The following is an 18,585-nucleotide window of genomic DNA, read 5'->3' as shown; positions in this document are numbered from 1 at the left end:
TTGACGCCGCGCAGGACGGCCTCGAACATCCGGAAGTAGGCGAGTTCCTCCCGGGTGCGCACCGGAGGGGTGAGGGCGTTCGCCTCGACCGCCAGGTCGTCGTCGCTGACGGTCTGGCCGAAGTGCTCGGCCAGGACGTCGTTCATGCCGGTGCCCTCGCCGAACTGTTCCTTGCGGCGCCACAGCACCTCGTCCGGCAGCCACCCGTCGAAGGCCTTCCGCAGCAACCACTTGGCCGGCCGGTCCCGTCCCACGAGTTTCCATTCCGGGGGCAGGGCCATCGCCAGTTCCACCATGTCCAGGTCCAGGAACGGCAGGCGGGGCTCCACCCCGAGCGCACCGGCCACGCGGTCCACCCGTTGCAGGCCGCCGATGTGCATGCCCTGCAAGGTCTCCAGCAGTTCCGCGTGCAGTTCGGGTCCGTCATGATGGCGCCCGTAGTGGGTGTAACCGGCGAAGAGCTCGTCGGCGCCCTCACCCACGAGGACGATCTTGACGTGCAGGGACGCCAGGCGGGAGACGAAGTAGTTGGGCACCGCCGAATGCACGAGCTTCGGATCGAAGGACTCGAGTCCGGCGACGACCTCGGGCACCGCCTCGATGGCGTCCTGGGCGGTGTAGACCAGCTCGTGGTGGTCCGTGCCGCAATGCTCGGCCACGATCCGGGCGGCGGCGAGGTCCCCGCTGCCCTGGAGCCCGACGGCGAAGGTCTTCAACGGGGCAGACGACCAGTCGCCGCGACGGGCGGCGATGGCGGTGATGATGCTGGAGTCCACGCCACCGGAGAGCAACACCCCGGGACGCTGCCGGCTGGCCAGGCTGCGGTCCACGGCGCGGATCAGCGTCTCGCGCAGGGCATCGAACACCCAGGCCGGGGGCTCGTCGTCCGCGGACCTGCTCTGCAGGAGCACCGGCGTGGTGCCGGGGAAGCGCCGGATGGGCTTGAGCCCGGCCTGCGGGGTCCAGCAGTGTCCGGGCGGGAAGGGCCGCACCGCGGGGCGCTGATCCTCGTCGAAGGCCTTCAGCTCCGAGGCGAACACCACCGTCTCGCCCTCGTGCACCCAGTACAGCGGGGCCAGCCCGAGGATGTCACGGGCCGCGGCGAATCGGCCGTCCGCGCCGGCGACCACCAGGGCGAAGGGCCCCCACAGGTGTTCAAAGGCCTCGGAGCCGTGCTCCTCGACGAGGACGATCGCGGCCTCCAGGTCAGAATCGGTGCGGAATCGCCCGTCACCCAGCCGCTCGCGGATCCGGCGGTGGTTGTGGATCATGCCGTCCCCGACGACCCAGAGTCCGCCGTCCCGTCCGCCGGAGAGCGGCTGGTCACCGGAGACCGGATCGACGATGGACAGGTACCTGCTGCCGAGCCAGGACCGGCCCAGTTCCCGGCTGCCCGCCCCGTCCGGTCCACGGTGGGCCAACCGGTCCAGCATCCGCTGGCCGCGGCGGGGATCGAAGGAACCGTGGGCTGCGACTACCCCTGACATGGACATCCACCCCTGATTGAGACAACCGGTACGTCTGGTGTCCAGCCTAGTCTTCCAGGACGGCCCTCAGTCCTCCAGGATCACCAGCTGCTGGGTGGCCCGGCTCATGGCCACGTACCGGTCCACCGCCCCCTCGATCCCGGTACCGAACTCCTGCGGCTCGACCAGGATCACCAGGTCGAACTCGAGGCCCTTGGCCAGGGCAGGCGTCAGGGACCGTACCCGGTCCCGCACCGCCGTGCCCGGCGCCCCGCCCTGAACCGGACCGGCCGCGGCCGTCTCGTCCGCACTGATCACGACGGCGGTGCCCTCACCCTGGTCGTGCTCCTCCAGCCAGGCGTCCAGCACCTGGTCCAGTTCGTCCGCGGTGCCGTGGCGCACCGCGTTGCCCGAGGCCCGGACCGAGGTCGGCACGTTGGCATCCGGGATCTGGGCCAGGATCACGGGGGCCGCCTCCGCCATGACCTCCTCGGGTGTGCGGTAGTTGATCGTGAGCGTGGCGATCTCCACCGGGCCGACCCCGACGCGCTCCAGCCGTTGCCGCCAGCCCTCGGTGAACCCCCGCCGGGCCTGGGCGCGGTCCCCGACGATGGTGAGGCTGCGGGACGGGCACCGGTCCAACAGCATCTGCCACTCGGCATCGGTGAGTTCCTGCGCCTCGTCCACCACGATGTGCTCGAAGGGTCCGGCCAGCGGGTCACGGGCTTCCGCCGGCAGGTCCTCGTCGACGCTGAGTTTGTCCCGGATGTCCTCGGTCTTCAGGGATGTCATCAGCTGCAGGTCGGAGTCGTCGGCGGCCACCAGGTCGTCGATCACCCGGTCCATGGCGGCCTGGTTCCGCTCGCGCGCCCGGTCGCGTGCGCGGCGTTTCCCAGCGGCGTCCGGGTCACCGATGCGGCGGCGTGCCGCGTCCAGGATCGGCAGGTCGGCCAGTGTCCATGCCTGAGGATCCGCACGTTGCAGGGACCGCACCTCTGACGGCTCCAGCGCCGGGGCGCACCGGGACAGGTAGGCGGGCACCGTGAACAGGTCGCCGACGATCTCCTCGGCGCGCAACACGGGCCAGGCGCGGGCGAAGGCCTCCCGCAGCCCACGGTTCGCCTCGAAGGTCCGGTACAGCAGCTCGGTGGACGGTCCGCCGTTCTCCTCGTCCAGCTCGGCGTTCGGGTCTGTCTCGGCACTGTGGGCCTCCACCAGGATCTGGAGCAGCGCCGTCCAGACGTCCTCGCGGGCCTCGTTGTGCGGGGTGCCAGAGTCGGGGGCGTCGAAGGCCTCGGCCCAGTCCTCGGGGTGCAACCAGACCTCGTCCCACGGTGTCTCCACCAGCAGGGCCTCTTCCGGAGGCTCCTCATACAGCCGGACCGCCGGCTCCACGGCGTCCACCATGTCGCGGCGGGACTTCAGGTCGGCGACGCGCGGATCCGCCTCGGCGGGAGCCGTGGCCCCCTCCGGGAGCAGGCCGCGCACCGTCGCGGTGAGCACCCCGTCCTCGCCGAGTGAGGGCAGCACATCCGCGACGTAGGTCAGATACGGCTCGTGGGGGCCCACGACGAGCACACCTCCACGGTGGCGGCGCAGCCGCTCGTCGGCGTAGAGCAGGTGGGCCGTGCGGTGCAGGGCGACGACGGTCTTTCCGGTGCCCGGGCCGCCGTCGACCACGAGTGCCCCCCGCGAACCCGCACGGATGATCGCGTCCTGGTCCGCCTGGATGGTGCCGAGGACGTCCCGCATGCGCCCGGTCCGGTGGGCTCCGAGACTGGCGATGAAGGCGGACTGGTCGTCGAGCGCGGCGTGGGACTGCAGTCCGCCGGACAGTCCTTCCGCGGTGAACACCTCGTCCCAGTAGTCGGTGATGCTCCCGCGGCTCCACCGGTAGCGGCGGCGGCTGGCCAGGCCGAGGGGGCGGGCATGGGTGGCGGCGAAGAACGGCTCAGCCGCCGGGGAGCGCCAGTCGATGAGGAGGCGGTGACCGTCACTGTCGGTCAGGCCGGTGCGGCCCACGTAGACGGTGGTGCCGCCGCCGTCGGACGGGACCATCCGGCCCAGCACCAGGTCCAGGCCGAACCGTTGGAGCAGGAGCAGGCGTGAGGACAGCCGGCGGATCTCGGCATCCCGCTCCAAGGCGTACTCGCCGCTGCCACGCGGCTGCCGGCGCAGGGCGTCGAGGCGGCGGCCGTCCTCGGCACGTCGGTTCTCGAGGGTGGCGGTGATGGCCGCGAAGTGGGTCTCGTCGTCGGCCACCAGTTCCGGATGCGCCTTGGCGGAGAGGTGCTCCGGGAGTGCGAAGGCTGAGGTGCTGGTGCGGTGGTGGGCTGTGTTCACGGGGCGGCTCCAATCCGATTCGAGCCCTGATTCTGGCAGCACCGGGGGGCCTTGCGGCAAGGCCCCCGCTCGGGCATAGTCTGAAGATGGCGGAGGGGATTCGGCCCCATCCGAGCACCGGGGGAACGGACACCATGAACGGAACCACAGTGCACCGGATCGCCCGGGAGACGGCCCTCCAATTCCCCGCCGTCACCGTGGATCAGCCCTTCGGCCCGGACAGCGACGTGTTCAAGGTGAAGGGCCGTATGTTCATGTTCCTGGCCGAGCTGGACGGCGAACCGATCGTCAACCTCAAGGCCGAACCCGAGGACTCCGGCGCACTGCGCCAGGCTCATCCCGAGATCACTCCCGGTTACCACATCAACAAGAGGCACTGGATCACCGTGACCGGAGGGGACACCATCACCGGCGGACTGGTCGAGGAACTCGTGCTCGATTCCTACCGCCTGGTGGTGGAGAAGCTGCCACGGCACGCCCGCCCGGTGGACCCCGAGACCTTCGGCACCACCGCGCCGGCCCGTTAGCGAGAGAGGGACCCACCATGACCAGCATCGACCTCACGGAGAGCACGCGGAGGGTGGCGGCCGTGGTGCGCGGGATCGAGGACGCGCACCACTATGCCCCCACGCCGTGCCCCGAGATGCCCGTCCACCAGCTCCTGGCGCATCTGCACGGCCTGGCCATCGCCTTCCGTGACGCCGCCCGGAAGATCGACGGACCGACCACGCACACCGCCCCGGACCCGTCGCGGCTGGAACTGTCCGAGGACTGGCGGGAGACCTTGCCAGCCGAGTTGGAGAACCTCGCCGCCGCCTGGAACGAGACCGGGGCACGCACCGGAACGACGACGGCCGGAGCGCAGACCATGCCCGCCGAGGTGGCGGTGCTGGTCGCGCTCGACGAGGTCGTGCTGCACGGCTGGGACCTGGCGGTGGCCACCGGTCAGGACTATGCGGTGGAGCAACAGGCCCTGGACGCCGTCGAGCAATTCTGCGCCGGGATCCCGGAGGAGCCGGGCGAACGGGAGGGGCTCTTCGGCCCCCGGGTCCCAGTGCCGGCGGACGCACCCCAGCTGGACCGGGTGCTGGGCCTGTCCGGCCGCGATCCCGGGTGGCGGCCGCCCGTGCACTGAGGCGGGTGGCCCCGGGGAGCGCCCGGCTCCGCCGGAGGCCACTACACGTGCAGCCGCTTGGCGAGTTCGTGGCGGACCTGCCGTCCCCGTCCGAGCTGCAGCAGCACCAGGGCGAGCAGGCTGAGGGCACCACAGATCGCCGACGGCAGCGGGGTCGTCACCCAGCCGAAGAGCAGGAACCCGAGCGGTGCCAGGCCCAGCAGCACCGTCAGGCCGCTGTAGACGATGTGCTCGCCCACCTCGATGCGCATCACCCGGACGGTGATCAGCAGGGCGACGATGGACGAGGCGCAGACGATGGGCACCGCATAGGTCAGCGACCAGCCGAGCCATCCGGTGAGGTAGTCCCAGTACACGCAGACCAGGCCTACGAGCACCACGAGGTACACGGTGCTCTTGGCGAGGTTGCGACGCTTGCGCACGGCCATCAGCACCACCAGCCACATGGCGCTGACTCCCAGCCACACGGAGCGCAGGACCCCGATGCCGTCCAGGTCCCGGCTGAACAACAGTTGGGCCGTGAAGGAGGCGAGGATCACGGCGATCGAGGCGAGGAACAGGGCCCTCAGCACTCGACGTCGGGAGAACTGGAGGGGCACCGCGGGGAACGGACTCGGGGTGGCCTCGCCTGAGCCCTCGTTCGAAGCCGTGGCCGGGGCCAAGGTCGGGGCCGCACACAGGGGGCAGTGGCTCCAGGCGCCCTCGATGTCCACGGCGCATTCCGGGCAGCGCCTCATGGTTCCACCTCTGCTTCCACCCCGGTCTCGACCAACCTGAGCTCCTCCTCGGTGACGCGCGCCGCCGCCACGGACACCGCGATCCCGCGGCCGGTGAGGTGCCGGGCGAATTCCCTGATGTGTCCGGTCTCGGTGAACGGTGAGGAGAAGCTGATCGTGAGCAGGCCGGCGTGGGAGACGGCGCAGAACTGGGGGCGGGCCGCCGAGACGTGGAGCAGCATGCGGCCCACGTGGGAGTCGACCGGCTCCGGCAGGCTCACGCGGCCCATGTTGGAGATCGCGACGGTCAGGCCGCGGTTGTTGACCCGGTTGACCAGCCCCAGGATCAGGTCCTTGAGCGGCCGCGGCACCACCCGCAACAAGGGCGTCCGCTCGAAGCGGATGAAGCGCCGGAGTTTCCTCTCCAGGGCCTCCGGGGTGGCCTTAGGGCGGAACTGGCCCTCCAGCTGGCGGGCAACGGAGCCGACGTCGTCCTCGCCCTCGCCGTAGGTGTGCTCCACCCGGACGGCCGCGAAGAAATTCCGCGCCGACGTCGAGGGGAAGAACTGGCGGAGGTTCACCGGCACCGAGACCGCGAGGGTGCGGTTCCGGCCCAGTCCGCCCGAAGACCGGCGGACGGATTCGAAGAAGAGGGCGGTCAGGTACATGGTGAGCGAGACGCCCTCGGCCCGGGCCAGGCTCAGCACGTCCCGGGCAGGCAGGGTGAGCTCGACGGCACGGGTGCGGTGGTCCGGGGTACGGGTGCCCCTGACCCGGTGCACCCGCTTCCGCGGAGGCCGGGCCGCGCCGGTGTCGTGCGCCCGGCCCTGGCGGCGCCGGCGGAAGTAGTGCGCGAAGCTGTCGGCGGTCAGCTCGTGGACCGGAGCCTCTTGAAGCTGCCCGGCCGGTGCCATGCCGACGGGCTCCGTGCCGGGCCGGGCGGCGCCAGGAGGATCGGCGCCAGCAGGATCGGCGCCAGCCGCGGGGGATGCTCCCAGGGCACGGGCGACCTCCGGGTAGCGCAGCCCGAGGTAGGCGGTCACCAGATCGGAGAGGAACCACAGCGCCCCGGTGCCGTCGGAGAGGGCGTGGAAGACCTCGAGGTTGATCCGCCGGCGGTGGTGCAGCACGCGGAACAGCAGGGTGCGCCGGTCCGCCTGGTAGATCGGGGCACAGGTGTGCTGGACCTCCGCACTGACGAGGGGACGCAGGTCGCTGTCCTGCAGGTAGTACCAGAACACGCCGCGCCGCAGTACCGCATGGTAGAGCGGATACCGGTCGTACGTGGCGTCCAGTGCCTCCTGCAGCAACTGCGGATCCACCTCGTGGTCCACTTCCGCACTGAGGCGGAAGACCTTGGGATCGGCATCGGTCCGCGCCGCCAGGAAGATGTTGGAGGCGTTGTCCAGCCGCACCCAGACCCGCCCTGTCATGGCGTGTCCTGAGGGCCGGGGTGGCCGGGGTGGCCGGCACTGCCGGGACGCTCACCGACAGGCTGCTCGTCGACAGGCTGCTCGTCGACAGGTTGCTCACCGACAGGGGAGTCCTCGTCGAGGAAGACGTTGATCACCTCATACGCCTCCCGCAGGGAACGGGAGAACCGGGGCAGCGCGATGAACCCGTGCAGCGCCCCGTCCACCCGGTGCGCCCGCACCTCGTTTCCGGCCTCTGCCAGGGCCTCGCCGTAGGCCTCGCCCTCGTCACAGAGCAGATCCAGTTCCGCCGTGATCAGCAGGGTCTTCGGCTGTCCGGACAGGTTCGGGGCCATCAGTGGCGCGACCAGAGGGTTGCGGCGCCGCTGGTGGTCGGGCACGTACAGGTCGAAGTAGTCCTGGACCTCCGTGGAGGTGAGCCGGTAGTCCTCACCGTGGTGGCGGACCGAGGCGAACGGTGAGGTCGCCGGGTCATGGTCCCAGTGGGTCACCGGGTAGAGGAGGATCTGCCGGCTTGCCCCGCGGTGGCCTCGATCTCGCAACATCAGGGAGACGGCGGCAGCGAGGTTGCCGCCGGCGGAGTCGCCCACGAGGACGACATTGGTGGCCGAGCCGATCCCGGCCCGCTGCGGATGCTCCAACACCATCCGTGCCACGTGGAAGCAGTCCTCCAGGCCGGCCGGGAAGGGCTGTTCCGGGGCCAGCCGGTAGTCCACGGAGGCCACCACGCAGCCGGTGAGGTCCGCCATCGCGGCACAGGCCGGGGTGTAGCTCTCGATGTCACCGGTGACCCAGCCGCCCCCGTGGAAGAAGAGCAGGACCTCGTCGCGCCGCTTCTCCTTCGGCTGGAAGATCCTCACGGGGACGCGGTGGGTCCCCACATCGGCCGCCGTCTGCCGGTACACGGGACGGTAGCGCGGTCCGGTCAGCGCGGCGACCTGCTGCTGGAAACGCCGGACCTTCGCGTAGTCCTCCCGCACGTTGAGCCGTGGTGCGGCGAACAGGCCCAGGACCGACCGGAACAGCCGGTTCACGGGTGGGAGAGGGGTGGTGCGGTGGACGGGTCCATGTGCCCCACCCTAGCCGTCCCGCCCCGTGAACAACCGTGTGAACCGTCCCGTGGACAGCCCCGCGGACACGGCGACGGATCAGTCATCTTGGATGTCACGGGCCGGCGCCCTGGGATGCTGGAGGACATGTGGCACCAGGCGACGGGTCGAATGGGGGGCACCGTTCCGTGGCTGGAACGGCACCAGGTGATGCTGTACTTGGCCGCTCTGCTGGCCGGGGCCGGCGTCGGGCTCCTGGTCCCGGCCGTGGCCGGACCGGCAGGGCACGCGATCAATCCCGTGCTCGGTGTCCTGCTCTACTCCACGTTCCTCGCGGTCCCGTTCCCGCGGCTGGCGGGAGCCTTCCGGGACGGCCGGTTCCTGATGGCCATCCTGCTGGTGAACTTCGCCGTGGTCCCCCTCGTGGCCTTCGGACTATCCCGTTTTGTGGCGCCGTCCCAGGTGCTGGAGGTCGCGGTGCTGTTCGTGCTGCTGACCCCGTGCGTGGACTATGTCATCGTCTTCACGCGCCTGGCCGGCGGCGCCGCGGACCGCCTGCTGGCGGCCACGCCACTGCTCATGCTCGCCCAGATGGCGCTGTTGCCCGTCTACCTGCGGCTGATGGTGGGGGAGGGGCTCGTCCAGACGGTCGACGCCGGCCCCTTCCTCGAGGCCTTCGTCCTCCTCATCGCCCTGCCGCTGGCCGCCGCGTGGCTCACCCAGACGGCCGCCGCCCGCTGGCGTGCCGGGCGATGGCTCCGTGACGGGGCGCTCGCCGCCATGGTCCCCCTGATGATGGCGACCCTGGCCGTGGTGGTCGCGTCTCAGATCCACGGCGTCGGCGCGCACCTGGGCGGCCTGCTTGCCGTGATCCCGGTGTTCGTGGGGTTCGCGGTGGTCATGGTGGTCATCGGTCTGGCGGCCGGCCGGCTGGCCAGACTGGACGCCCCGGGCCGCAGGGCAGTGGTGTACAGCGGCGTGACCCGCAACTCGCTCGTGGTGCTGCCGCTGGTGCTCGCCCTGCCGGCCCCCTTCGACCTCGCACCGCTGGTGGTGGTGACCCAGACCCTGGTGGAACTGGTGATCATGGTGGTGCTGGTCCGTGCCCTTCCCCTGGTGGTCCGCGAGCGTAGCTGGACCTGAAGGCTCAGCGGGACGCCCGGCCACCCTCGGACTGCTTGTCCCGCTCGACGCCGCCGTGGACCTCTGCGGGCAGCTCCTCGACGAGGGCCACCACCACGTCCTCCAGCTTCCAATCCAGGTCGACGATGCCCTCGGCCAGCTCGCGCAGGCGTGCGGGAGACTGTGCCGCGCCCTCATGGGGGACCACGAATATCTCCGTGTGGAACACATGCCCCTCATCCCGGACACGGGCTCCGGCATCCTCCACCCAGTCGACCGACCGGGCGTAGGCCTCCGCCTTCTCCACCAAGGGGTGTGGATCCTCACCAGTGATGGTTCGGGCCCGGGCATCGGCCAGGTCCGTGATCGCGGTGCGCACGTTGCTGACACCGTCCTTGACGATGCTCAGGCCGATGAAGATGGCGGCAGCCGCATCGAACCACCACCACCCCAACCCCAGGCCGGCCACGCCGATGGCGGTGCCCAGGCTGGTCCGCCAGTCGGCCTTGAGCATGTCCGCATCCGCATAGAGGACCTTGTTGTGCAGTTCGGTCGCGACCTGCATCTTCAGGCGACCGAGGAACACCGGAACGGGGATGAGGAGCAGCATGAGGGCGATCATGAACCAGCCCTGCCACACGGTCTGGCCGAAGAGGTGGAACGTGCCGATCGGCGGGTGCTCGCCCTGGATCAGACCCATGGCCGAATCGATGATCAGGTATGAACCCATCACCAGCAACGCCACCGCGGCCACGAGATGACCCACGCCCACGGCCCGGTGGTTCCCGTAGGGGCGCTGGAGCGTGGGGCGTCTGTTTACGACCGTCACGGCCACGAGGAAGGCGATGGGCGGGACGAAGGAGAGCATGTCCTCGATCCACGCTGCCTTCATCGCCTGGGAACTGCCCATGACCAGGGCGATCAGTGAGACGGTGACGGCCAGGTAGCCGATGGTGATCCACTGGAGCCGCATGGCCCGGCGCAGGGACCGCTGCAGCTCGGGGGAGAGCTCGGTGTGCCCGAAGCGGCGATCGGTCTGGTTCACGGGGTGACCCCGGGGTGGTGCTCGTCAAGGAACCGCTCGAGCTCGCCGAGCATCTGGTTCTCACCCAGCGGGACGGCCAGGACGAGATTGACGGTCTTGCCGTCCGGCCCGGTGTCCTCCGCATAGGAGCGGGTGAGGGCCGCTTGGGAGGACCAGGGGGACTGGTCGGTCAGTCCTCCGGCCATCAGGTCCACGTCCCCGGTCTCCAGGGCCGTGATGAGGGCCTCCTCGCCGGAGGCGGTCCATTCGATCTCCGCATCGATCTCCTCGGCGAAGGCCTGGATGAGTTCCACCTCGCTGCCGGTGGGCTCAGCGCCGGTGGCATCCACATACGGAGGATGGTGGACCACGCCCACGGAGAGCGTGCCACCCGAGACGTCGTCAAAGGTCCCGTCCGGGTCAGCCGGATATGCCGAGGACGTGCAGCCGGTCACCGTCAGGGCCACCGCGGTGGCCACGAATCCGCTGGTCATCGCAGCTTTTCTAGAGATTCCCATGGGTCCTCCTTCTCTTGGGGTCACTGTAAGGAGAATCAGCCCCGGTGGCTAGTTCCCGCGCAGGCGGCTACAGCGGCAGCCGGGCCTTCACCGTGTAGCCGCCCTCCGGCGTCGGGCCGGCCTTGACCGTGCCGCCGAGCGCGGACACGCGTTCCCGGATGCCCTTCAGGCCGAGGCCGGCGCCCGGCGACGCCACGAAACCCCCGCGGGCGGGCGGTCCGTTGGCGATGCGGATGCCGATCTGGTCACCCACGGAGACCTGCACGCGGATGGCGGCACCGGGCGCGTGCCGCAGGGCGTTGCTGATCGCCTCCTGCACCACCCGGTAGGCGGTCAGACCCGAGGCGGGAGGCACGACGGCGGACCAGTCACCGGCCGCACTCGCCGCACCGGGGACTCCGGTCCCGCCAGCCGTTGTCACCCCGCCCAGCGGGAGGAGTTCCGGATCGATCTCCAGTTCCACCTGCGCCCCGGAGGACCGCGTGGTGATGACCAGCTGGGGGATGTCCGCGATGGTCGGCTGGGGCGTGGTGTCGGCGGCATCGTCTCCGCGCAGGATGGCGAGCAGCCCCCGCATCTCGGTCAGCGCGCGGCGGGAGGAATCCGCGATCGAGTGGAACTCGCCCCGCGTCGGCTCGTCCATGCCGGGCAACCGATAGGGGGCGGTGGTGGCCTGCACGGAGATCACGGACATGGAATGTGCCACCACGTCATGCAACTCCTGGGCGATGCGGTTGCGCTGCTGCAGCTCTCGGCGCTTGGTCTCCTCCTCGGCGGTGAGCTGGCGTTCGTGGTCCAGTTGACTGCGGCTGGCCAGGAGGACCTGCAGGCCGCTGCCGACGGCCAGGGCACCACCGGTGAGGGAGGCCACCGTCGTGACGTTGGAGATCACCATTTCGGGGGGTAGTCCTGTGTCCGGGATGAGTGCGAGTCCGAGCCCTCCGACCACGGCACCGGCGAGCCAGCCCGCGGCCCCAAGCCGCCAAGGATGGCGGAGCGAGAGCACCAGGACGAGCAACACGTAGGCGATCAAGGTGGTAACCGGCCAGGGCCACGGGCCCGAGTCCGGGTCCACAGCGGACATCGTGCCCAAGGACGCCGCCAGTCCCAAGCCGATCGCGGGCAGTGGGCGCCGCACCGCGAGCGGGAGGGCGACGGCCTGGGCTACGGCCAGCACCATGGCGATGGCGACGTGGACGTGGTGGACCGCGGCGAGGATGGGCCAGCCCGTGGCGATCAGGACCACGGCGGCGCAGGACGTCAGGAGCCAGGTCCATCCACGGCGCGAGACGCTGGCCCGGACGGTTGACGGTCCAGGGGATAGTCCCTCACCAGAGGATGGAGTGGAGGAGATTGACGAGGGAGCAGACGGCTCGGCGGCGCGCATGGTGTTCACGCTACCCGTGCGCCGGCGGGCACCGGATATCCCGACGCCGGCCCGGCCCCGAGCGCAGCCGAGGTGGTCGTGGCGTCGAGCAGCGCGAGTCCGCGCATCACGGCGGGAAGGGTGAGCAGGAAGACCACGCCGACCAGGAAGTTGAACACGGATTCGACCGCATAGCTGGTGGCCACGGCATCCGGGATGGCTCCGCCGGTCAGGGCCTCGAGCATGCCGGCGGCCAGCGGGGAGTCCTGATCGCCGCGGGGGAGGTAGTGGCCCCACAGGACGTAGGTGGTCCCCCCGAGGGTCCCGGCAGTCCAGGTCACGGAGACCACGAAGGTGAGGGTGCGCACGGGGAAGGCGATAAGGGTCTCGAAGAGCAGGTCCAGCCAGCGCCGCGGGTCGGTGAGGTAGCGGAGGGAGCCGGTGATACCGGTGCCGCCTCGGCGGTAGGCAGGTTGGTCGAGCCGGCCGCCCCACAGCCGTACCCTGCTGCGAGACAGTTCGGCGAACCCGGTGGCCACCAGGAGGACGAGGGGCAGCAGCCAGACGCCGATCCAGATGACGGCCGTGCCGAGGGCCAGCGTGAACAGCGGTACGAGCAGGACGAAGGCGAACAGGGAGATGAAGAAGCCGGGCAGGACGAAGGCGAAGTCACGGCCGAGGCGGGTCAGGACGGACCCGAGGCGCGTGCGGTGGGTCAGGGAGGGTTCGGAGTTCATGCTGGCGAAGCTACGGAGTCGGCCGGGGCCAGTCATCACTCGGCAGGGTGAACGTGGGGGCTACGTGAGGGGTACCAGGGCGTGACGGTTACGCTGGTCGGGTGAGCCCGACACCCGCGGATCCGTTCTCCGCCGTCCACCCGATCCGCATCCTCATCGTGGATGACCAGGCCATGGTCCGCCAGGGCTTCGGGGCTCTGCTGGACGCGCAGGCGGACATGACCGTCGTCGGGAGCGCACAGGATGGGGCCGAGGTGGTGGACCTGGTCAAGCGGTCCCGGCCGGACGTGGTGCTGATGGACATCCGCATGCCGGTGGTCAATGGGCTGGATGCCACGCGTGCGGTCTTCGCGATGCCGGGGGACACCCATCCGCGGGTGATCATGCTGACCACCTTCGACGCGGACGAGTATGTCTTCGCCGCCCTGCAGGCCGGTGCCAGCGGCTTCCTGCTCAAGGACGCCACCGCCGAGGACCTCGCGAACGCCGTGCGGGTGGTCGCGGCCGGGGAGGCCCTGCTGGCGCCGTCGATCACCCAGAAGCTGATCGCTGACTACGTCAGCCGGCCGGTGGCGCGCCAGCCGGATGTGACCGTGCTGGGGGAGCTGACCGAGCGGGAACTGGAGGTCATGCGGCTCGTGGCCACCGGGCGGTCCAACGCGGAGCTGGCCGGCGAGCTGTTCCTCTCCGAGCAGACCATCAAGACCCACGTGTCCCGGATCCTGGCCAAACTCGGCCTGCGGGACCGGACACAGATCGTGGTCACCGCCTATGAGTCGGGACTGGTCAACGCGGGGCAGTGACAGACCGCGAGAACGAGTCCGCCCGGTGCCGGCCACCGCAGGGGTGGCCGGCGCCGGGCAGCACCGTCGCTGACGGACCTGGTCGTCTCAGCAGTCGTCCAGTGGGGTGGCCTCCGTCAACCCGTACTCGGCACGCTCATCGAGCAGCAGCGGGATCAGCGTCTTGCCGGGCTGCGCCATGGTGACGAAGGCGCCCTCGGCGTTCTCCTCCCACGCGATCTCATGCAGTTCCAGGGTGGACCCCACCTCGGACAGCTGCGCCTCGGTCAGCTGGTATCCGCACATGGGGTGGGGCTCGGCGCCGTCACTGGTGGTCGGGAGCATGTTGTCCTGGCCGCTGAAGTAGACGACGCCGGCTTGGTCGGCACCGGCCTGGGTGGCACGTTCGGCGGCCTGGGCCGACTGGCGGGCGAGCCTGGTCCGGTTCTCCGAGATCATGGCCAGTGAGCCGACGGCGCTCGAGTACTGCACGTCCACGGCACGGCGGTTCGCCAACAGCGGGTCGTTCTCCTCCTCCGGGGTCACCGGGCCTTGCGCCGCCTCCGTCAGCTGCCCGGTGATGTGCTTCAGGCCCGTGTAGTTGCGCAGGATCCTGGCCTGGTGGTCACCGGCCACCTGCTGGAACGGCTCACCGTCCTTGACCAGCAGGCCGTAGATCCCGCTGGTCATGCCATTGGCCTCGATCTGTGCGGCCGTGTAGTCGTTCACCATCCGCTCGGACAGATCATGGATGGTCGAGTCCACGTTCCGGTTGCGGGGCCACAGGACCAGGGCCTGCGTGTCATAGAACTCGCGCGGACCGAACTCGTGCAGGTCGTTGAGCACGTCTGGATTCCAGTCCCGCATGACCGTCGCCAGGGCCTGGGCCTCCGGGGTGGCCAGGGCGAGGAAGTCCCGGTTGATGTCCACATCATCGGCATTCTCCCGGGTGTCGGCCTCCCAGCCGTCCGGGTTGATGAAGGTGAAGCCCACCGTGGTCCTGTTCAGCAGCCGCTTCCACGCCGGATCCTTGGTGGTGCTCAGGTCCCGGGCCAGCTGGAGGCACCCCTCCCGCCCGGAGGGCTCATCGCCGTGGATCGAGCAGTTGAACAGGATCATGGAGCCGTCGGCGACCTCCTCGTACGATTCCGCTGCGGGGGAACCGACGGTGACGAGGTTGAGGGGGTGGCCCTCCACCGACTCGCCCACCTGCTGCAGGGCCACGCGCTTGCTGCCCGCGTCGAGGTCCTCCAGGAACGCCTGCGCCTCCTCGACCGTGGTCCAGTTCGCCCCGTTGCTGGCCTCGAACGGTGTCTGCAGGCCTCGTGACGGAGCCTCGGTCAACGACCGCTCCAGGGCCTGCGTGTCCGCCGTGTCAGCCCTTGCTGCTGTTTCGCTCGTGTCCGGTGCGGCGGCCGTCGGGCCAGCCACCAGTGCCGTGCCGGCCAGGGCCAGCACGCAGCCTACAGCGGTCAGTCTTTTCTTGTGTCCCATGGGAAATGCCCTCCTCCTTGGTTGAGGCGGGGCCCGGTCGGACGTCCTCGTCCACGGGCTCTGCCTCCTGAACCCGGCCAGTAGATGTGACGTGTTCAGCGAACGTCAAGGTTTAGTCTGTGGCCAGGAGGCAGACCATGACCACGTTGTTCCTCATCCACGGGCGGGGCCAGCACACCGCTCCGGGTATCCCGCCTAGTCAGGTCGCAGAGCATGCGGACGCCATTCGCCGCCGATGGCTGCAGGCCCTGAACACCGGACTTCACGACGCCGGCCGGCCGCCGATCCCGGACGCCGCCCCCGTCCTGTTCCCGTTCTACGGCAATGCGTTCCGCGACGCGGTCGCCGAACGCGAGGGCTCCGGCCCGGGACCGGACCTCGCCCGCTGGAGTACCGGCGAGCCGTTGCCCGCCGACGTGCAGGCGGTCTGCGAGGTCAAAGCCGGCTTGGTCCATGACGTCACCGAACACTTGCGGTTCGACCCGGCCTCTGCATCCCTTCACCCCGAGTCCCTTCACCCCGCGGCCGGTGAGCCGACCGCCCGAGGTGTCCCGGCCGGCGTCGGGCGTCCGTGGTGGGAACTGGACGAGCTGCTGAGGGTGCCGTGGCTGCGAGCGGCCCTGCAGTTCCTGGCAGAGAGGGCAGGGGTCTCGGCTCGGGTGATCGAGGAGTACTTCACGGACGTGGCCTACTATCTGGGCTGCGCCGAGGTGCGTCAGACCGTGCTGGCGATCGTGGAGCGGGCGCTCGCCGATGTCCCGAGAGGGGAACCCGTGGTGGTGGTCGGGCACAGCCTGGGCAGCGTGGTCGCCTACGATGCACTGACCCGGGGTGCGCAGGGACGAACGATCGCCCTGGTGGCGACCACCGGGAGTCCGCTGGGACTGCCGGTGGTGCAGAGGCATCTGCTCGGGGGAGCCGGGGCGGGGCCGGTGCCGGTGCCTGCGGTGGTCCCGGTCCGGCGTTCGGCCTGGGTGAACGGCTATGACGTACGTGATGTGGTGGCGATCCTGAACCCGTTGGCCCCCCGTCTGAAGCAGGCCGTGACGGGGCAGATCCGGGACGTGCGGGTCAACGCGGGCGATAAGCCGCATGCGGTGATCGGGTACCTCGAGAACGCGGCGGTGGCGGAGCCGGTCGGCCGAGCCGTGCACTCCGGTTCTCCTGCTTCCACGTGAGCGTCCACGGCATCTTCACACTGCTCAACGGCAGTCCTAGGGTGAAGGTATGTGGTGCACCTGATGCACGTGATCTTCCTGATCCGCCGTGGTGCACCCGGTCCGATGCAGGAGGTCCGAGATGGTTGTCTCCCATGATTCGCGGCCGGCCGCTGGTCGGCAGGATCCCACCAGCCACTTCAGCCCGTATCGCCACCCGGAGCACTCCCCGCCAGAGCCGCACGGACCCGTGTCCCTCTTCCGGGCCCTCTTCGAATTGAACGGGGACCAGCGGATGTCGATGGGCCTGGCCCGTGCCATCTATGCCGTGGTCGTGGTGGGCATCGTGGTGACCTGGGTGGCCGTGGTGGTCATCGGGTTCAGTCAGGGCATCCCGCTGGGGATCCTGGCCCTGCTGCTCGGCTGGATACCCGCCGTGCTCTGGATCGCCTGCGCCCGGATCGTCCTCGAATTCTCCACCGCCATGGACACCCTGATCGAGCGGCCCTCCGACGGCCGCGCCGCACACTAGAAATCGTTCTCGAGTCCTCGCCCTTCATGTAAGGTCCATCACGCGACGCCCACCAGCGCCCACAAGAAGCGGATGTCCACAGGCTCGCCGGCGTCGCCTTAACGTGTCCGGGCCCTCTCATAGGGTCAGAACATGGAAGAACTCGCGTGCATCGCTTCGGCCCTCGGCTCCGCCGACGGGGCCGTCGGTGACGCGCGCGTTGGTACCAGAAGCGCCACCTGCGAACCCCCTGCGGATGTGGCCGGAGCTCTGTTCGGGCAGGTGAAGAGCTCCGAGCAACTCACGGAACTCCGGGAAGCCCTCGCGGGGATGGCCTCTGCTGGAACTGAGGTCGAGGCCATAGACAGGATCCGGGTCCTGGAGTCCCTCAAAGCGACGTGCGCGGCACTCCAGGCCCGCGAGGCGGTGGCCCTGGATGGCCTGCGCCGAAATCGGGAAGCCGCAGAAGGAGTGCCGGCCGATCAACAGGGTCGTGGAGTCGGCGGCGAGGTGGCATTGGCCCGCCGGGATCCGGCACAACGGGGCGGACGCCACATCGGCCTGGCCCGTGCCCTCTGCCACGAGATGCCGAATACCCTCCGCGCCCTGACGGACGGTGAGATCTCCGAGGAGCACGCCACGGCCATGGCACGCGAGACGGCCTGGCTGCCGGTGGAACACCGCCGGACCGTGGACGAGTTGATGTCATGCCGTCTGGGACCCATCGGCGTGAAGAAGCTGGCCGCTGAGGCCAGGGCCCATGCCCAGCGTCTGGATCAGGAGTCCGCCGTCGCCCAGCTGGAGCGGGGCACGGCCGAACGCCGGGTCTCAGTCCGTCCGGCCACCGGCGGCATGGCCTACCTGACGGCTCTGCTGCCGATGCCCCAGGCCGTGGCGGTGTACGCGAACCTGCACCGGGACGCCAGCACTGCCGTGGGGGTGGGCGATGCGGAGGGGCGGACGCGGGACCAGACCATGGCCGACCTCCTGGTGGAACGCGCCACCGGACAGTCCTCGGCGCCGGCGATCCCCACGGAGATCCACCTCGTGATGACGGACGCCACCCTGTTGGATGGAGACCCCGCCTCCGGCTGGTTGCCCGGCCAGGGGCCGATCCCAGCGGAGCAGGCCCGGCAGATGGTGACTGACCCTGAAGCCGAGGTCTTCCTCCGTCGGCTTTTCACGGCACCGGAATCCGCGCATTTGGTGGCCATGGACTCGAAGGCCCGGGTGTTCCCGCCGCTACTGCGCAGGATGCTCGTCCTGCGGGACGACGTCTGCCGCACCCCGTGGTGTGAGGCGCCCATCAGGCACGCCGACCATGCGACGCCGCACAGCGAGGGAGGCCTGACGAGCTTCAACAATGGCTCGGGGCTGTGCGCGCGGTGCAACTACACCAAGGAGAACGCCGGCTGGCGTCACGAGGCCACCCCTGACGGACTGGGCGTCATCACCCCCACCGGCCACCGTTACGAGAACCGGACATCGCCCCTCCTCAGCCGAATGTATCCATCTCGTCATGAGAGACCAAGGCATTCGAGCGCCCCCGAGGCGCGTGCTGCTGCCGTCATGTCCGGGTGGAACACCGCGAGGACACTGGCGCGACTCTCCATGGCGGCTGCCTTGACCGGGCCTGACCATCGGCTGGAACGCAGTGGGGCCGGCTCCAACCCAACCGGGCACGATTTCTCGGGTGGTGGACAGCGGTTCCTCCCTACAGTTGGGCTGTGAA

At 69.9% G+C, this 18,585-nt stretch carries 17 protein-coding genes; 7 read left to right on the top strand and 10 right to left on the bottom strand.

Features of this window, described 5'->3' with window-relative positions; all coding sequences use genetic code 11:
* Positions 1 to 1,487: asparagine synthase-related protein (locus IEX49_RS14135; protein WP_188806803.1), on the bottom strand; the 1,487-nt coding region annotated here is incomplete at its 3' end.
* A 66-nt stretch (positions 1,488 to 1,553) separates the two neighbouring features.
* Positions 1,554 to 3,809 carry an RNA polymerase recycling motor ATPase HelR gene (gene helR, locus IEX49_RS14130; protein WP_188806802.1) on the bottom strand — a complete coding sequence of 752 codons (2,256 nt, stop codon included), beginning with the start codon at positions 3,807 to 3,809 and terminating at the stop codon, positions 1,554 to 1,556.
* A 134-nt stretch (positions 3,810 to 3,943) separates the two neighbouring features.
* Between helR and IEX49_RS14125 the strand changes: the two genes are divergently transcribed.
* Entirely contained in the window at positions 3,944 to 4,336 is a 393-nt protein-coding gene (locus tag IEX49_RS14125) for an MmcQ/YjbR family DNA-binding protein (RefSeq protein ID WP_188806801.1), read from the top strand.
* A 17-nt stretch (positions 4,337 to 4,353) separates the two neighbouring features.
* Positions 4,354 to 4,944, top strand: a complete 591-nt coding sequence (locus IEX49_RS14120) for a TIGR03086 family metal-binding protein (protein WP_188806800.1) — start codon at positions 4,354 to 4,356, stop codon at positions 4,942 to 4,944.
* 41 nt (positions 4,945 to 4,985) lie between these two features.
* Here IEX49_RS14120 and IEX49_RS14115 read toward each other — a convergent pair whose 3' ends face one another.
* Genes IEX49_RS14115 through IEX49_RS14105 form a run of 3 tightly spaced genes read right to left on the bottom strand, consistent with a single transcriptional unit; the run spans position 4,986 to position 8,127 of the window.
* Positions 4,986 to 5,681, bottom strand: coding sequence for a DUF6320 domain-containing protein (locus tag IEX49_RS14115; protein WP_188806799.1), 696 nt, complete (start codon positions 5,679 to 5,681; stop codon positions 4,986 to 4,988).
* The gene (locus IEX49_RS14110) at positions 5,678 to 7,093 is read right to left on the bottom strand and encodes an alcohol acetyltransferase (protein WP_188806798.1); all 1,416 of its coding nucleotides are present in this window, start codon (positions 7,091 to 7,093) and stop codon (positions 5,678 to 5,680) included. Before IEX49_RS14110 ends, IEX49_RS14115 begins: the two co-directional genes overlap by 4 nt.
* On the bottom strand, positions 7,090 to 8,127 hold the full coding sequence (locus IEX49_RS14105; protein WP_188806797.1) for an alpha/beta hydrolase: 1,038 nt from the start codon (positions 8,125 to 8,127) through the stop codon (positions 7,090 to 7,092). The genes IEX49_RS14110 and IEX49_RS14105 overlap by 4 nt, the downstream gene beginning before the upstream one ends.
* A gap of 186 nt (positions 8,128 to 8,313) precedes the next feature.
* Between IEX49_RS14105 and IEX49_RS14100 the strand changes: the two genes are divergently transcribed.
* A complete protein-coding gene (locus IEX49_RS14100) occupies positions 8,314 to 9,285 on the top strand; it encodes an arsenic resistance protein (RefSeq protein ID WP_188806796.1) in 972 nt (323 codons plus the stop codon).
* A 4-nt stretch (positions 9,286 to 9,289) separates the two neighbouring features.
* Here IEX49_RS14100 and IEX49_RS14095 read toward each other — a convergent pair whose 3' ends face one another.
* The 4 genes from IEX49_RS14095 to IEX49_RS14080 form a co-directional block, all read right to left on the bottom strand.
* A complete protein-coding gene (locus IEX49_RS14095) occupies positions 9,290 to 10,309 on the bottom strand; it encodes a cation diffusion facilitator family transporter (RefSeq protein ID WP_229672730.1) in 1,020 nt (339 codons plus the stop codon).
* Positions 10,306 to 10,782, bottom strand: a complete 477-nt coding sequence (locus IEX49_RS14090) for a substrate-binding periplasmic protein (protein WP_229672729.1) — start codon at positions 10,780 to 10,782, stop codon at positions 10,306 to 10,308. The genes IEX49_RS14095 and IEX49_RS14090 overlap by 4 nt, the downstream gene beginning before the upstream one ends.
* Before the next feature lie 91 nt (positions 10,783 to 10,873).
* A complete protein-coding gene (locus tag IEX49_RS14085; protein ID WP_188806794.1) occupies positions 10,874 to 12,193 on the bottom strand; it encodes a sensor histidine kinase in 1,320 nt (439 codons plus the stop codon).
* Between the two features lie 5 nt (positions 12,194 to 12,198).
* Positions 12,199 to 12,909, bottom strand: coding sequence for a sensor domain-containing protein (locus IEX49_RS14080; protein ID WP_188806793.1), 711 nt, complete (start codon positions 12,907 to 12,909; stop codon positions 12,199 to 12,201).
* 101 nt (positions 12,910 to 13,010) lie between these two features.
* Between IEX49_RS14080 and IEX49_RS14075 the strand changes: the two genes are divergently transcribed.
* Entirely contained in the window at positions 13,011 to 13,712 is a 702-nt protein-coding gene (locus IEX49_RS14075) for a response regulator (protein WP_268237723.1), read from the top strand.
* Positions 13,713 to 13,799: 87 nt separating this feature from the next.
* Here IEX49_RS14075 and IEX49_RS14070 read toward each other — a convergent pair whose 3' ends face one another.
* Complete coding sequence (locus IEX49_RS14070) at positions 13,800 to 15,185, bottom strand: M14 family zinc carboxypeptidase (protein ID WP_188806792.1); 1,386 nt, start codon at positions 15,183 to 15,185, stop codon at positions 13,800 to 13,802.
* Positions 15,186 to 15,322: 137 nt separating this feature from the next.
* Between IEX49_RS14070 and IEX49_RS14065 the strand changes: the two genes are divergently transcribed.
* From IEX49_RS14065 to IEX49_RS14055, 3 genes are all read left to right on the top strand, one after another.
* Complete coding sequence (locus IEX49_RS14065; RefSeq protein ID WP_188806791.1) at positions 15,323 to 16,363, top strand: hypothetical protein; 1,041 nt, start codon at positions 15,323 to 15,325, stop codon at positions 16,361 to 16,363.
* Between the two features lie 121 nt (positions 16,364 to 16,484).
* On the top strand, positions 16,485 to 16,874 hold the full coding sequence (locus IEX49_RS14060) for a DUF4282 domain-containing protein (protein WP_188806790.1): 390 nt from the start codon (positions 16,485 to 16,487) through the stop codon (positions 16,872 to 16,874).
* Positions 16,875 to 17,006: 132 nt separating this feature from the next.
* On the top strand, positions 17,007 to 18,584 hold the full coding sequence (locus IEX49_RS14055; RefSeq protein WP_188806789.1) for an HNH endonuclease: 1,578 nt from the start codon (positions 17,007 to 17,009) through the stop codon (positions 18,582 to 18,584).
* Position 18,585: the final 1 nt, after the last annotated feature.

It is taken from the genome of Citricoccus zhacaiensis (assembly GCF_014645315.1).
GTDB lineage: Bacteria > Actinomycetota > Actinomycetes > Actinomycetales > Micrococcaceae > Citricoccus > Citricoccus zhacaiensis.
The sequence above is the reverse complement of the archived record's forward strand: the minus strand, read 5'-3'. Positions and strand labels throughout refer to the sequence as shown.